Source organism: Delftia acidovorans SPH-1, assembly GCF_000018665.1.
GTDB classification, from domain to species: domain Bacteria; phylum Pseudomonadota; class Gammaproteobacteria; order Burkholderiales; family Burkholderiaceae_C; genus Comamonas; species Comamonas acidovorans.
In genome coordinates, this window is the sequence record NC_010002.1 from 2,761,310 (window position 1) to 2,775,000 (window position 13,691).

Consider the following 13,691-nt stretch of genomic DNA (forward strand, 5'->3'; position numbering starts at 1 on the left):
CTTATCGTTTTCGTCGGCTTGCATGGAAAAAATAGGGAGATACCACTAGAATTCGTATATATAAGAAGATATTGCGCAAAGAGATGATCATTTGCTGCAATGGCTGCAGGCGTTGGGTTGAATATCTCGTCAATATCCATTTTTGCCTCTTTCAATAATAATTCATTTCAGTGGATCGAAGACGATGAAACTCTCGCTCAAGCAAGGCTTGCTGTGCGTGGCCGCGCTCTCGGCCGCCGCCTGGCAACTGGCCATTTCGGCGCCGGCGCCCGGAGTGGACCATGCGCAAATGCCACAAATCATTGATGACCTGCCTGCCGATTACGCGGCGGACCTGACGGCGGAGCAAAGAACCCTGGTCGATCGCGGCCGATATATCGCACGCCTGGGCGATTGTGTTGCCTGCCACACCGGCAATAAATCCCAGCCCATGGGTGGTGGGCTGGCGCTGGAGACGCCATTCGGCAAGATCTATTCCACCAATATCTCGCCCGACGCCGATACGGGCATGGGCAAATACAGCTTCGAGCAGTTCGACCGCGCCATGCGCAAGGGCGTCGCGGCCGATGGCCGCAACATGTACCCGGCCATGCCCTATCCCTCCTACGCCAAGATGACGGCCGAGGACATGCAGGCCCTGTACGCCTATCTGCTGCAGGGCGTGGCGCCCGTGAAGGCGGCCAACAAGGAATCCGACCTGGGCTTTCCCTTCAACCAGCGCTGGGGCCTGGCGCTGTGGAACTGGGTGTTTCTGGATGACACGCCCTTCCAGCCCCAACCGCAGCAAACTGCCCAGTGGAACCGGGGTGCCTACCTGGTGCAGGGCCTGGGCCACTGCGGCGCCTGCCATACGCCGCGCGGCGTGGGCTTCCAGGAAAAGACCATGACCGGCGAGGGCAGCAAGGGCGAGTATTTCCTGGCCGGCGAGACCGTGGAGAACTGGCGCGCGCTGAGCCTGCGCAATCTGTGGACACCCGAGGAAACCGCCCAGTTGCTCAAGACCGGGCGCAACAGCCACGGCACGGTCTCCGGCAACATGGTCGACGTGGTGCAGCACAGCACGCAGTACATGAGCGATGCGGACCTGCTGGCCATTGGCACTTATCTGAAGTCACTGCCCGCAGGCAAGAACGACCTGCCCATGCAGGTGGCCCAGGGGCCGGGGCCGGTCATCGCCCCGCATCCGGCGTCGCAGGTTTCCGTGCATGCGCCGTCCGCCACCTCGGCAGTGTCTTCGGACGTGCCTGCCGATCTCTACGCCAGCCGTGGCGGCCTGGGCTATCTGCAGTTCTGCGCCGACTGCCACCGTGCCGATGGCGGCGGCGTGAAGGACGTGTTCCCGCCGCTGGCCGGCAATTTCTCGCTGCAGTCGCAGGACCCGTCCACGCTGATCCATCTGATGCTGGTGGGCTGGAAGGCGCCCGTCACGCAAAGCCATGCGCGGCCGCTGACCATGCCGGCCTTCGCACAGCTTAAGGATGCGGAGATTGCCGACATCCTCAACTTCGCCCGCAAGAGCTGGGGCCGTGCCGATGCGCGCGAGATCCATGCCAAGGAGGTGCAATCCATGCGCAAGCAGCTCGATGCCAAGGGCGAAAGCGCACGCCCCTTCGAGACGCCACGCCTGGCCGCCATGCTGGACGAATCCAACGCGAAGCAACTGGTCTACGGCGCCCGCCTGAACATAGAGACGCGTGACCTGCTGCCCAGGAATGTGGGCAATGCGCTGAACTGCGCCAGCTGCCATCTGAACGCGGGCACGGTGGCCGATGGTTCGCCCTACATCGGTGTCTCGGCCTTCTTCCCCGGCTATGCGCCGCGCGCGGGCCGCGTCATCACGCTGGAGGATCGCATCAATGGCTGCTTCCTGCGCTCCATGAACGGCAAGCCGCTGCCGCTGGAGTCCGACGAGATCAAGGCCATGGTGGCCTACTTCGACTGGATGCGCCGCGAAACCAAACCCGAAGACAAGGTCGAAGGCCGGGGCGTGGGCAAGATCAGCCAGTCCATCTTGCCCAACGTGGACAACGGCAAGAAGGTCTATGCGGCCCAGTGCGCGGTCTGCCATGGCGGCGAGGGCGAGGGCGTGAAGAACGCCAAGGGCCAGTGGGTCTATCCGCCGCTGTGGGGTGACGAGTCCTTCAACATCGGCGCGGGCATGGCGCGCACCTACACGGCAGCGGCCTTCGTCAAGCGCAACATGCCCATCGCCTTCCATGGCAACTTCCCGCTGGGCCAGGGCGGCCTCAGCGACCAGGAGGCCGTGGACGTGGCCGAGTACTTCAGCCACCAGCCGCGCCCGGACTTTGCCAACAAGCACAAGGACTGGCCCAAGGACAAGAAGCCGGCCGATGCGCGGTACTGATGCGCCATCGAGGGAGAAGAAGGCGTTCCCGCCACGCGGCGGGAGCCTGAAGGCGGGGCAGGGAGCGAGTCCTGCCCCGCCTTTTTTTCGAGGGCAGTGCCCAGTCTTGCGCGCGCTGCAGGTCCTTCTTGGCGGCGGCCAGTTCATTGCCCAGCCCCTGCACGTGTTGCTGCCGTTGACTGGCCATCTGCTGCAGCCGGCAGGCTTGGTTCCAGGCCTTCCCGGCAGCGCGTTCGGCGTGCTCAGCCCGCTCGCTGCAGCAGCACCGGCACCGAGGAGACCAGCAGCGCCACGCCGGACAGGCACAGCAGGCCCAGCACGATCTGCCGGAACCGTGCCTCGCTGATACCGATATAGAGCCTGGAGCCCAGCAGCGATGGAATGAGCATGGCCGGCGCCACGATGGCGAACAGCGGCAGCATGCTGCGCGTGACCATGCCGGTGCCCAGGTAGGTGGCCATGGTCACGGCCAGCATGGACAGGTTGAAGTTCTGGATGACGGAGCGCTGCTCATCCTTGGGGTAGCCGCGCAGCGTACACCACAGCGTGGGCAGCGTGCCCGTGAAGCCGCCCAGTCCGCCCATCACGCCGCCCGCCAGGCCCACGGCGCCGTCTGCCACCTGGCCGCCGCGCGCCAGCCTGGGCAGCCGGGCCGACAGCAGCATTACCGGGCACCACAGCACCAGCATGCCGCCCAGCAGGGCCTTGAACCAGGCCATGTCCAGGTGCGGCAGCAGCAAGACGCCCAGCGGAATGCCGGCAAGACCGCCCAGGATGAAGGGCAGCAGCTTTGCCAGCGCAAACCCGCGCCGCACGGTGATGGCCGACAGCACCTGGCCCAGCAGCGAGCCGAAGACGGTGAGCACGGCCGCATCGCGCGGCTCCAGCACCCAGGCCCAGAACGACATGGCCACCATGCCGAAGGCAAAGCCCGACAGGCCCTGCACGAATCCGGCCGCCGCCGCGCCCAGCGCGATGATGAAAAACATGCCATCCATGGTCTGCCTGGTCCTTTCGTTTTGGGTGTGCAAGACGCAGGAATTCTGGAACGCATGCATAAGCAGAAATTCGTTTGTTTTTATTGTTCAATATGGTTTTGCTTATGACGCGCCGCGCCTGAATCCATGCCGCAAAACCGCACTGCATCGACCGCTGCCCAACTGGCCCACCGCATGGCCACGCGTTTGAAGATGAAGCATTTGCTGCTGCTGCGCTCCATCAGCGAGCTGGGCACGCTGACCCGCGTGGCCGAACGCATGGCCACCAGCCAGCCCGCCGTGACCCAGGCCCTGGCCGAGCTGGAGTCATTGTTCGGCGCGCCGCTGTTCCTGCGTTCTGCACGCGGCATGGAGCCAACGGAGCTGGGCGCGCTGGTGCTGGCGCGCGCCCGGGGCATGCTGGCCGATCTGGACCATTGGGCCCACGACATCGAGGCCGTGGGGCAGCAGCGTGCGGCGCACCTTCAGGTGGGTGTCATCCCCTTCCTGCCGGCGCGCATGCTGGCCGATGCCATCGGCAGGACGCGGCCGCAAGGCCGGCGCATCACGGTCACGCTGCATGAGGACACCAGCGACCGCCTGCTGCAAAAGTTGCGCGCACATGAGCTGGACTGCGTGATTGGCCGCGCCTCGGCCGTACTGGACATGAGCGGCATACGGCACAGCGTGCTTTATGAGCAGGAGCCTCGCCTGATCGCCCACCGCAGCCTGGCCACGCGGCTGGGGCGCCGACCTCTGCAGTGGGCCGAACTCACGGGGCTTGACTGGGTGCTGGGCCAGCGCCGCACGCCCATGCGCGAGCAGATCACCGACTTTTTTCTGCGCGCGGGCGTGGAGCCGCCGCCGCCGTTTGTGGAAACGCTCTCGGCCAAGGTGATCGGCGAACTGGTGGCGGCCAATGAGCGGGCCGTGTCCATCGTGCCGGCCGACATTGCCGAGGAACTGGTGCGCATCGCGGGCGTGGGCATTGTGCGCCACCGTTTTGGCTGGACCCTGCCACCCATCACCCTGTTCGAGCGCAAGGCGGGCGGGCAGTACGAGGAGCAGCGCCTGTTCGCCCAGGCCCTGAAGGAGGTTTGCTCCGATCAGGGTTGACTGGTGGCCGGCTTGAAGAGCGCAGCCAGCAGTGGCGCCAGCGTGGGAAATTCCAGGGCAAAGCGGGCGCGGTCCACGAAGAAGGCCTCGCAGGCCACGGCGAAGAATTCGGCGGGCGCCGTGGCGCCATAGCCATCCAGCCAGGGCCATTCGCCGCCAAAGCGCTCGGCGATGGTGATCTGCTCACGAAAGGCGTCGTAGGCCGGCGCCCAGGCGGCCTGCCATATCTCGCGGGCCTGGCGCGCGGAGCTGCTGCCCATGAAGCCCGGCGGCAGGGGCGGGCAGCCGTCGGCACCGCCGTTGCGCATGTCGATCTTGTGGGCGAATTCGTGGATCACCACATTGGCGGGTTGGCCGCCGTGGCCATGGTGGCTGGCATGAGACCCGCGGCCTGCGCCAATGGCCTGCCAGCTCAGCATGACGGGGCCGCCATGCATGGCCTCGCCCATGATCACTTCGTCGTAGTCGTGGATGACGCCGGCCTCGTCCATGCTCTGGCGCCGCGCCACGGCATCGCCCGGGTGCACCACGATGCCGACAAAGTCGTCATACCAGGACAGCGCGCCCTGCGGCTCTCCCCAGTGCAGCAGGGGCAGGCAGGCCTGGGCGGCAATCTCCAGCGCCATGGCATCGCTCACTTGCAGGCCGTGCGCACCGTGGAAGCGCTTGCGCTGCAGGAAGACGGCGGCCAGTGCGCGCAGCTTGGATTGCTCCTCCAGCGTCAGCGATGCGAGAAAAGGGTAGGCGGCCAGCGTGGACAGCCACAGCGGCGCGGGAATCTCGGGCACCGGCGACACCGTGGAGCGTGCGCGGCGGCCCAGTCTGCGGACCCAGCTGCCCATTTGTTGCCAAAGGCTCATGGCGGGCTGGCCTGTTCAAGAACATCGGACAGCGGCAGGCGCTGCAGGCCCATGCCGCGCTCCCAGCGCAGCACCTCGGCGCGGGGCGCGGGCGCCGCCAGATCCCAGTCGCTGAGCACGATGCGCCGCAGGCCATCGCCCAGGTCATGGTCGGCCGGGCGGTGCGTGTGGCCGTGGATCAGGGTGGCGGCACCTGCGGCATGCAGCCAGCTGCGCGTGGCCTGCGCGTCGAGGTCGGCATAGGTGGGCATGGCGGCGCCATGGCCGTCCGATTCCCGCTTGCGCGATTCGCTCTCCTGCCGAATGCCGCGTGCCTGGTCGCGGCGCACCTGCAGCGGCTGGGCCAGGAAGCCGGCCTGCCAGGCCGCCGAGCGGGCCATGGCGCGAAAGCGCTGGTAGTCCACATCGTCCAGGCACAGGGCATCGCCATGGCTGAGCAGGATGCGCTGGTCGCCGCAGTCAAGCACGGTGGGATCGGTCAGGGTGGTCGTGCCGCACAGCGCATCGAACTGCGCGCCGGTCAGGAAGTCGCGGTTGCCCTGCATGAAGAACAGCGGCGTGCGGGTGGCTGCCGCGCGCATGGCGGTGGCGCATTCGGCCTCGAAGCTGCCCGGCTCCAGCAGGGCGTCGTCACCCACCCAGACCTCGAACAGGTCGCCCAGCAGAAAGACGGCATCGGCCCGCGTGGCGGCCAGGTACTGCCGGAAGGCCTGCACGGTGGCGGGCTCGCTGGCCTGCAGGTGCAGGTCCGAGATGAACTCCAGCGTGCGCCAGCCCGCAGGCAGTGTCCACTCGGCCGCAATGGGCGGCACGGGAAGAGGGCGGGGCGCGGCGGTCTGGGCCATGGGACGGGGCACCCGGCAAGGGCGCTGCATGAAGGGCTGTAGGAGCCTTGGGACGGCTCTGGAGCGGGTCTGTTGTCCATGCGCACGGCCTGGTGCCATGCGCATGGACAACAGGGCGGCCGGACCCGAAAGGGCACGGCCGCCGAGTGTGCGCAAGCGCCTGATTACAGGGCCACGGCCTTTTCGATGATCACGTCATCCTTGGGCACGTCCTGGTGGCCGCCGTTGCGGCCGGTCTTCACGCCACGCAGCTTGTCCACGATCTCGGTGCCCTTGACCACCTTGCCGAACACGGCATAGCCCCAGCCCTGGGCGCTGGGCGAGGTGTGGTTCAGGAAGCCGTTGTCGGCCACGTTGATGAAGAACTGGGCGGTGGCCGAGTGCGGGTCGCCGGTACGGGCCATGGCCAGGGTGTACTTGTCGTTCTTCAGGCCGTTCTTGGCCTCGTTCTCGATGGGGGCGTCCGTCTCCTTTTGCTTCATGCCGGGCTCGAAGCCGCCGCCCTGGATCATGAAGCCATCGATGATGCGATGGAAGATGGTGTTGTTGTAGTGGCCCTTGTTCACATAGGCCAGGAAGTTCTCTGCGCTCTTCGGGGCCTTGGCGGCGTCGAGTTCGATGGTGATGACGCCGTGGCCGGCGATGTGGAGTTCGACTTGGGGATTGCTCATGGCGATTCCTTGTTGGATGGAGGGGAAGGGCGTGCCACGCAAGGCGCGGCGCGCGGTTTACTTGACTTCGGTGGCCGAGAGGATGGTCACCGGCTTGGTGGGTACATTCTGGTGCATGCCCTGGTTGCCCGTGGCCACCGTGCGGATTTTGTCCACCACATCCATGCCCTGGACCACGCGGCCGAAGACGGCGTAGCCGTGTCCGTCAGGCTTGGGCGCGTTGAGCATGTCGTTGTTCACCACGTTGATGAAGAACTGCGAGGTGGCCGAGTTGGGGTTGCCCGTGCGCGCCATGGCGATGGTGCCCCGGTCATTCTTGAGGCCGTTGTCCGCCTCCAGCGGAATCGGCGCGCGCGTGGGCTTTTCCTTGAGGCTGGCATCCATGCCGCCGCCCTGGATCATGAAGCCGTCCATCACGCGGTGGAACACCGTGCCGTCATAGTGCTTGTCTCGCACGTACTGCATGAAGTTGGCCACGGTCTTGGGAGCCTTGGCTTCGTTCAGCTCCAGCACGATGTCGCCCATGCTGGTCTTGATCTGCACCTTGGGCGTGGCGTTCTGCGCCATGGCGGGCAGGGCGGTGAAAAGGGAAGCGGCCAGGGCCATGCCGGCCAGGGAAAGCGACGCAATGCGGCGTGTGGTCATGCGAATCTCCTGTGAAAGCCAAAGGGCTGGGGGATGGAGTGGGGAAAACCGGGCAGGTTCCTGCGGGTGCGCGCCAGGCATGGCAAGACCCGATCGACCGCCGCACGCGCGCTGACGCAAGGGCTGCGCGCGTGGGCCGGGGCCTACTTGGCGGCGGTGACGGGCGCCAGCAGGTCGCGCAGCAGCTTGAGTTTGGGGCGCACGCTGGCCGCGCGGCCATCCAGGCCTTGCGCCTTGGAGTAGGCCTCGTAGGCCAGGCGGGCATGGATGTCGCCCAGGTTCTCGTAGGCGACGCCGTAGTTGGGGTTGTTGCGCACGGCGGATTCGAGCGCGGAGCGCGCCTTGTCGAGCTGGTTCTGGCCGGCATAGATGACCGCCAGATTGTTGTAGGGCTCGGGCAGCTCGGGGTAGTCCTCGATGAGCTGATTCAGCGCGGCGATGGCCTCGTCTGTCTTGCCGCTGTCGGTCAGTGCAACCGCCTTGAGAAAGCGCATCTGCGGGTCGCGTGCGTTCTTGGCCAGATAGGCATCGGCGCGTGCCAGCGCCTGGGTGCTCTTGCCGTTGCGCAGCAACTGATTCACTTCCGTATAGTCGTCGGCGTGGGCGTGGCCTGTTGCGAGCAGGGCCGCCAGTGCCGCGAGGCGCAGGGCGGAGCGAAACGAGTTGCGTAGAGGCATGTAGGTGCTTTCGGGGCCTCGGGGGAATGCCCCGCGGCGCGGGCTTATACTGCGGTCAATTGTAGCTGAGGGGTGTGCTGGGTCACACGGGCTCTGCGCCTGCCGCTCCTGCTCCCTGCTGAGCATGCCTGCATCGGCGCCAAGGGTCCGGCGGCGCGTGGGACGCGCCCCCTGCAGCGACCCTTTCTCCCCTGATAAACATCCATGAGTTTGCGTATCTACAACACGCTGTCGCGTGCATTGGAAGCGTTTTCGCCAATCGAACCGGGCCATGTGCGCATGTATGTGTGCGGCATGACCGTGTACGACCTGTGTCACCTGGGACACGCGCGCTCCATGGTCGCTTTCGATGTGGTGCAGCGCTGGCTGCGTGCCAGCGGCCATCGCGTGACCTATGTGCGCAACATCACCGACATCGATGACAAGATCATCCGTCGCGCCGTCGAGAACGGCGAGACCATCCGCTCGCTGACCGACCGCATGATCGACGCCCTGCACCAGGACGCCGACGCCCTGGGCATCGAGCGCCCCACGCATGAGCCGCGCGCCACCGAATACGTGCCGCAGATGCTGTCCATGATCGGCCGCCTGCAGGACAAGGGTCTGGCCTATCAGGGCACGGATGGCGACGTGAACTTCGCCGTGCGCAAGTTCCCCGGCTACGGCAAGCTGTCGGGCAAGTCGCTGGACGAATTGCAGGCCGGCGAACGCGTGGCCGTGCAGGACGGCAAGCAGGATCCGCTGGACTTCGTGCTGTGGAAAAGCGCCAAGCCCGCCGAGCCGGAAGAGGTTAAGTGGGCCAGCCCCTGGGGTGTGGGTCGTCCCGGCTGGCACATCGAGTGCTCGGCCATGGGCTGCGAGATGCTGGGTGAGAGCTTCGACATCCACGGCGGCGGCGCCGACCTGCAGTTCCCGCACCACGAAAACGAGATCGCCCAGAGCGAAGGCGCGACCGGCAAGCCGTTCTCGCAGGTCTGGATGCACAACGGCTTCATCAACGTGGACAACGAGAAGATGTCCAAGTCGCTGGGCAACTTCTTCACCATCCGCGACGTGCTCAAGGAATACGACGCCGAGACCGTGCGCTTCTTCGTCGTGCGCAGCCACTACCGCAGCCCGCTGAACTACAGCGACGTGCACCTGAACGACGCACGCGGCGCGCTTAAGCGCCTGTACACGGCGCTGAGCCTGGTCGCACCTGCCGAGGTTGCCGTCGACTGGAATCATCCCGCTGCCGCGCGCTTCAAGGCGGCCATGGACGAGGACTTCGGCACGCCCGAGGCCGTGGCCGTGCTGTTCGAGCTGGCTGCCGAAGTCAACCGCAGCAAGAGTGCCGAGACGGCGGGCCTGCTCAAGGCCCTGGCCGGCTGCCTGGGGCTGCTGCAGGGCGACCCGCAGGCCTTCCTGCAGGCGGGCACTTCGGAGATGGATGCCGGTGCCATCGAGGCGCAGATTGCCGCACGCGCAGCCGCCAAGGCGGCCAAGGACTGGGCCGAGGCCGACCGCATCCGCAAGGCGCTGCTGGAACAGGGCATCGTGCTCAAGGACTCCCCCGCAGGCACAACCTGGGAGGCAGCCGCAAAGGGCTGATCCGTATGCCTTGCCAGATGTGCCGCGCCAGGTGCGGGGAGGTGCTTTGATGGCCTCCGCCAAACCCCTGGACACCATGGATTTCGAGCAGTTGCCGCTGGTGGCCGATCTGCCCGTGCCCGAACAGCAACCGGCCCCGCTGCCGATCGTGACGCTGGGCGCGCGCGCAGGATCGGCGCCTGCGGCCGCCGCTGCCGCTGCCTCCGCTCCCAAGGCCAAGATATCCCTGCCCGCACCGCCCGAGGGCGCCCCGGCCTACTGGGCCGAGGCCTGCCGCCAGCTGGTGCGGCGCGATCGCGTGATGAAGCGCCTGATCCCGCGCTTTGCCCACCTGGCCTTGCAGCCCGGCGGCGATGCCTTCGCAACGCTGGCGCGCTCCATCGTGGGCCAGCAGATCTCGATGAAGGCTGCCCAGACGCTGTGGAACAAGTTCGCGCGCCTGCCCGCCCGCATGGCGCCTGACCTGGTGCTCAAGCTCAAGGTGGACGACATGCGCGCCGTGGGCCTGTCTGCCCGCAAGGTGGACTACCTGGTGGACCTGGCCATGCACTTCACCGAGCACCGCCTGCACCAGGACGACTGGCAGGGCATGAGTGACGAAGCCATCGTGGCCGAGCTCATGTCCATCCGCGGCGTGGGCCGCTGGACCGCCGAGATGTTCCTCATCTTCTACCTGCAGCGGCCCAATGTGCTGCCGCTGGACGATGCAGGCCTGATCTCGGGCATCAGCCAGAACTATTTTTCAGGCGACCCCGTCAGCCGCAGCGAGGCGCGTGAGGTTGCCGAGGCCTGGAAGCCGTGGTGCACCGTGGCGACTTGGTATATTTGGCGCTCGCTCGAACCGCAGCCTGCAGCCTGAAGACAAACCGATCACACCCGATCAACCCCCGTTTTCCGGCCGGAACGCATGCACCGTGCCTGGCTGGGACAAGGAGAAACAAGTTGGCGAAAAAGAACTTTCTGGATTTTGAGCAGCCCATCGCCGAGCTCGAATCCAAAATCGAGGAACTGCGCTACGTGCAGACCGAAAGCGCAGTCGATATCTCGGAAGAGATCGAGCAGCTCAGCAAAAAAAGCCTGCAGCTGACCAAGGACATCTACAGCGACCTCTCGCCCTGGCAGATCACCAAGATCGCGCGCCATACCGAGCGTCCCTACACGCTGGACTATGTGCGCGACTGCTTCACCGACTTCATCGAGATGCACGGCGACCGGCACTTTGCCGACGACCAGTCCATTGTGGGCGGGCTGGCGCGCTTCAATGGCATTTCCTGCATGGTCATCGGCCACCAGAAGGGCCGCGACACCAAGGAGCGCACGCTGCGCAACTTCGGCATGACGCGCCCCGAGGGCTACCGCAAGGCCCTGCGCCTCATGAAGACGGCCGAAAAGTTCGGCCTGCCGGTCTTCACCTTCGTGGACACGCCTGGCGCCTTCCCCGGCATCGAAGCCGAAGAGCGCGGCCAGTCCGAAGCCATCGGCCGCAACATCTACGAAATGGCCCAGCTGCAGACCCCCATCATCACCACCGTCATCGGTGAAGGTGGATCGGGCGGCGCCCTGGCCATTGCCGTCGCCGACCAGGTGTTGATGCTGCAATACGCCGTCTACTCCGTGATCAGCCCGGAAGGCTGCGCCTCCATCCTCTGGAAGACCGGCGAAAAGGCCCAGGACGCGGCCGATGCCATGGGCATCACGGCCCACCGCCTCAAGGCCCTGGGCCTGGTGGACAAGATCGTCAACGAGCCCGTGGGCGGCGCCCACCGCGACCCCAAGCAAATGGCCGCCTTCCTCAAGCGCGCGCTGGGCGATGCCTATCGCCAGCTGGCGGACCTCAAGCCCAAGGAACTGCAGGACCGCCGTTACGAGCGCCTGCAAAGCTACGGCCGCTTCGCCGACACCAAGGCCGACAACCGCTGAAGGCCTGCGCCACGCTCTGGCACACTGAACGGCTCCCCCTGGGAGCCGTTTGCTTTTTGCGCCAATCCCTGGCCCGCGTCCTGATACCTCTGATCCAAGCCTGTGGAAATTCCGATCCCCGACCCGCCGCGCAATGTTCCGGCAGCCGCTCCAAATGCCGCACCAGGTGCTGCACCGGGTGCCGCTTTGGACGCGGCCATCCATCGCTTTGCGCCGCAACTGCCGCTGGCCGTGGCCTTCAGCGGCGGTGCGGACTCCACGGCACTGCTGCTGGCCTGCGCCGAGCGCTGGCCGGGCCAGGTCGTGGCCATCCATGTGCACCACGGTCTGCAGTCGGCGGCCGATGCCTTTGTCGGCCAGTGCGAGAAAGTCTGCGCGCAGCATGCCGTTCCTTTGAAGATTCGCCGCGTGGACGCGCGCCACGCGCCGGGCCAAAGTCCTGAGGACGCCGCACGCCAGCTGCGCTACGCAACGCTGATAGAGGCCGCCCGCGAACCCTGGCCTGTGCAGGGCGCCAGCGGAGATCCGTTGCCGCCCGTTCGCAGCATGGCGCTGGCGCAACATGCGGACGACCAGGTCGAGACGCTGCTGCTGGCCCTGTCTCGAGGCGCCGGTGTGGCCGGGTTGGCCGCCATGCCGGCGCAGTGGAGCAGGGCGGATCTCGAATGGCATCGTCCGCTGCTTGATCTGCCCGGACAGGCCCTGCGTGACTGGCTTGCGGCGCGTGGCCAGGCGTGGGTGGAAGACCCGACCAATGCCGACGCGCGCTATACGCGCAATCGCATCCGCGCCCAGTTGCTGCCCGCGCTGCAGCAGGCCTTTCCCCAGTTTCGCGCCACGTTCGCGCGCAGCAGCCGGCATTGCGCCGAGGCGGCCGAGCTTCTGCAGGAGATGGCTCAGGCCGATCTGGCGGCCATCGGCACCCCCCCCGGCATCACCGCCTTGCAGGCGCTGAGCCCCGCGCGCCAGGCCAATGTGCTGCGCCACTGGCTGCGCAGCGTGCATGCCATCACGCCCAGTGCCGCGCAGCTCGATCAGCTGCTCGCGCAGATCGGCGTTTGCCGTACGCGAGGCCACCGCATCCATCTCAAGATGGGGCGGGGTTTTGTGCGGCGCCTGGGGTCGGTGCTCGATTGGTACAATTGACGAGTTTTGGTCCAACTTTGTACGAAAACCGGCGGCGCGCCAAAACCAAACGGCTTGCGCAAGACGGGTCTGGGCGGACATTTCGCTTCATGCGCAGTCCTCTCGAACATCCTGGCTTGCACAGGCATCCCTCTGTCGTACAGCGCCGTGGCAAGCAGTTTCGTCACCCTGATATCCAATGGCACTGATCGTTCATAAATACGGCGGCACCTCGATGGGCTCGACAGAGCGCATCCGCAACGTTGCCAAGCGCGTGGCCAAGTGGGCTCGTGCCGGTCACCAGATGGTGGTCGTCCCCAGCGCCATGAGTGGCGAAACCAACCGTCTGCTGGGTCTGGCCAGCGAGCTGGCTCCCGGCTCGGCCAAAACGGCGTACTACCGTGAACTCGACATGCTGGCCTCCACGGGCGAGCAGGCGTCGTCGGCACTGCTGGCCATTGCGCTGCAGGCCGAAGGCGTGGAAGCCATCAGCTTCTCGGGCTGGCAAGTTCCCGTGCGCACCGACAGCAGCTTCACCAAGGCACGCATCGAGTCCATCGACGACAAGCGCGTTCGCGCCGAACTCGACGCTGGCCGCGTGGTCATCATCACGGGCTTCCAGGGTATCGATCCCAACGGGCATGTCACCACGCTGGGTCGTGGCGGCTCCGACACCTCGGCCGTGGCCGTGGCTGCGGCGCTGAAGGCGGCCGAGTGCCTTATCTATACCGACGTGGACGGCGTCTACACCACCGACCCGCGCGTGGTGCAGGCTGCCAAGCGCCTGAACACCGTGAGCTTCGAGGAAATGCTGGAAATGGCCAGCCTCGGCTCCAAGGTGCTGCAGATCCGCTCGGTGGAATTTGCCGGCAAGTACAAGGTGCCCATGCGCGTGCTCTC

The 13,691-nt window shown here is 66.2% G+C and carries 13 protein-coding genes (1 of these 13 cut by a window edge); 7 read left to right on the plus strand and 6 right to left on the minus strand.

The window, feature by feature from the left end; all coding sequences use genetic code 11:
• The first annotated feature begins 184 nt into the window (after nucleotides 1–184).
• Nucleotides 185–2,365 (plus strand): c-type cytochrome, encoded by a 2,181-nt coding sequence (locus DACI_RS12495; protein WP_012204418.1) that lies wholly within the window; start codon nucleotides 185–187, stop codon nucleotides 2,363–2,365.
• A 242-nt stretch (nucleotides 2,366–2,607) separates the two neighbouring features.
• Here DACI_RS12495 and DACI_RS12500 read toward each other — a convergent pair whose 3' ends face one another.
• The gene (locus DACI_RS12500; protein WP_012204419.1) at nucleotides 2,608–3,363 is read right to left on the minus strand and encodes a sulfite exporter TauE/SafE family protein; all 756 of its coding nucleotides are present in this window, start codon (nucleotides 3,361–3,363) and stop codon (nucleotides 2,608–2,610) included.
• 126 nt (nucleotides 3,364–3,489) lie between these two features.
• Between DACI_RS12500 and DACI_RS12505 the strand changes: the two genes are divergently transcribed.
• Nucleotides 3,490–4,458 carry a LysR family transcriptional regulator gene (locus DACI_RS12505; RefSeq protein WP_012204420.1) on the plus strand — a complete coding sequence of 323 codons (969 nt, stop codon included), beginning with the start codon at nucleotides 3,490–3,492 and terminating at the stop codon, nucleotides 4,456–4,458.
• Here DACI_RS12505 and DACI_RS12510 read toward each other — a convergent pair.
• From DACI_RS12510 to DACI_RS12530, 5 genes are all read right to left on the minus strand, one after another.
• On the minus strand, nucleotides 4,449–5,318 hold the full coding sequence (locus tag DACI_RS12510) for a M90 family metallopeptidase (RefSeq protein WP_012204421.1): 870 nt from the start codon (nucleotides 5,316–5,318) through the stop codon (nucleotides 4,449–4,451). The two genes, DACI_RS12505 and DACI_RS12510, sit on opposite strands and share 10 nt — an antisense overlap.
• The gene (locus DACI_RS12515; RefSeq protein ID WP_012204422.1) at nucleotides 5,315–6,163 is read right to left on the minus strand and encodes a UDP-2,3-diacylglucosamine diphosphatase; all 849 of its coding nucleotides are present in this window, start codon (nucleotides 6,161–6,163) and stop codon (nucleotides 5,315–5,317) included. Before DACI_RS12515 ends, DACI_RS12510 begins: the two co-directional genes overlap by 4 nt.
• 164 nt (nucleotides 6,164–6,327) lie before the next feature.
• Entirely contained in the window at nucleotides 6,328–6,834 is a 507-nt protein-coding gene (locus DACI_RS12520; RefSeq protein ID WP_012204423.1) for a peptidylprolyl isomerase, read from the minus strand.
• Between the two features lie 57 nt (nucleotides 6,835–6,891).
• Nucleotides 6,892–7,479, minus strand: coding sequence for a peptidylprolyl isomerase (locus DACI_RS12525; RefSeq protein ID WP_013803375.1), 588 nt, complete (start codon nucleotides 7,477–7,479; stop codon nucleotides 6,892–6,894).
• 143 nt (nucleotides 7,480–7,622) lie between these two features.
• Complete coding sequence (locus DACI_RS12530; protein WP_013803374.1) at nucleotides 7,623–8,156, minus strand: tetratricopeptide repeat protein; 534 nt, start codon at nucleotides 8,154–8,156, stop codon at nucleotides 7,623–7,625.
• Nucleotides 8,157–8,360: 204 nt separating this feature from the next.
• On the opposite strand from DACI_RS12530, the gene cysS reads away from it, so the two are divergent.
• The 5 genes from cysS to DACI_RS12555 form a co-directional block, all read left to right on the plus strand.
• The gene (gene cysS, locus DACI_RS12535) at nucleotides 8,361–9,746 is read left to right on the plus strand and encodes a cysteine--tRNA ligase (protein WP_012204426.1); all 1,386 of its coding nucleotides are present in this window, start codon (nucleotides 8,361–8,363) and stop codon (nucleotides 9,744–9,746) included.
• Nucleotides 9,747–9,795: 49 nt separating this feature from the next.
• Nucleotides 9,796–10,605: a DNA-3-methyladenine glycosylase family protein gene (locus DACI_RS12540; protein WP_012204427.1), complete on the plus strand. Its 810-nt coding sequence runs from the start codon at nucleotides 9,796–9,798 to the stop codon at nucleotides 10,603–10,605.
• Between the two features lie 83 nt (nucleotides 10,606–10,688).
• Complete coding sequence (locus DACI_RS12545) at nucleotides 10,689–11,666, plus strand: acetyl-CoA carboxylase carboxyltransferase subunit alpha (protein WP_012204428.1); 978 nt, start codon at nucleotides 10,689–10,691, stop codon at nucleotides 11,664–11,666.
• A 186-nt stretch (nucleotides 11,667–11,852) separates the two neighbouring features.
• Complete coding sequence (gene tilS / locus DACI_RS12550) at nucleotides 11,853–12,812, plus strand: tRNA lysidine(34) synthetase TilS (protein ID WP_012204429.1); 960 nt, start codon at nucleotides 11,853–11,855, stop codon at nucleotides 12,810–12,812.
• A 178-nt stretch (nucleotides 12,813–12,990) separates the two neighbouring features.
• Nucleotides 12,991–13,691, plus strand: the 5' portion of a protein-coding gene (locus DACI_RS12555; protein ID WP_012204430.1) for an aspartate kinase. It continues 565 nt past the right edge of the window; only the first 701 of its 1,266 coding nucleotides appear in the window; the start codon lies at nucleotides 12,991–12,993; its stop codon lies off the right edge, out of view.

What these genes read in the sequence shown, in the direction of transcription:
- DACI_RS12495 (WP_012204418.1), top strand. Translation starts at nt 185, where the DNA reads ATGAAACTCTCGCTCAAGCAAGGCTTGCTGTGCGTGGCCGCGCTCTCG.
- DACI_RS12500 (WP_012204419.1), bottom strand. Translation starts at nt 3,363, where the DNA reads ATGGATGGCATGTTTTTCATCATCGCGCTGGGCGCGGCGGCGGCCGGA.
- DACI_RS12505 (WP_012204420.1), top strand. Translation starts at nt 3,490, where the DNA reads ATGCCGCAAAACCGCACTGCATCGACCGCTGCCCAACTGGCCCACCGC.
- DACI_RS12510 (WP_012204421.1), bottom strand. Translation starts at nt 5,318, where the DNA reads ATGAGCCTTTGGCAACAAATGGGCAGCTGGGTCCGCAGACTGGGCCGC.
- DACI_RS12515 (WP_012204422.1), bottom strand. Translation starts at nt 6,163, where the DNA reads ATGGCCCAGACCGCCGCGCCCCGCCCTCTTCCCGTGCCGCCCATTGCG.
- DACI_RS12520 (WP_012204423.1), bottom strand. Translation starts at nt 6,834, where the DNA reads ATGAGCAATCCCCAAGTCGAACTCCACATCGCCGGCCACGGCGTCATC.
- DACI_RS12525 (WP_013803375.1), bottom strand. Translation starts at nt 7,479, where the DNA reads ATGACCACACGCCGCATTGCGTCGCTTTCCCTGGCCGGCATGGCCCTG.
- DACI_RS12530 (WP_013803374.1), bottom strand. Translation starts at nt 8,156, where the DNA reads ATGCCTCTACGCAACTCGTTTCGCTCCGCCCTGCGCCTCGCGGCACTG.
- cysS (WP_012204426.1), top strand. Translation starts at nt 8,361, where the DNA reads ATGAGTTTGCGTATCTACAACACGCTGTCGCGTGCATTGGAAGCGTTT.
- DACI_RS12540 (WP_012204427.1), top strand. Translation starts at nt 9,796, where the DNA reads ATGGCCTCCGCCAAACCCCTGGACACCATGGATTTCGAGCAGTTGCCG.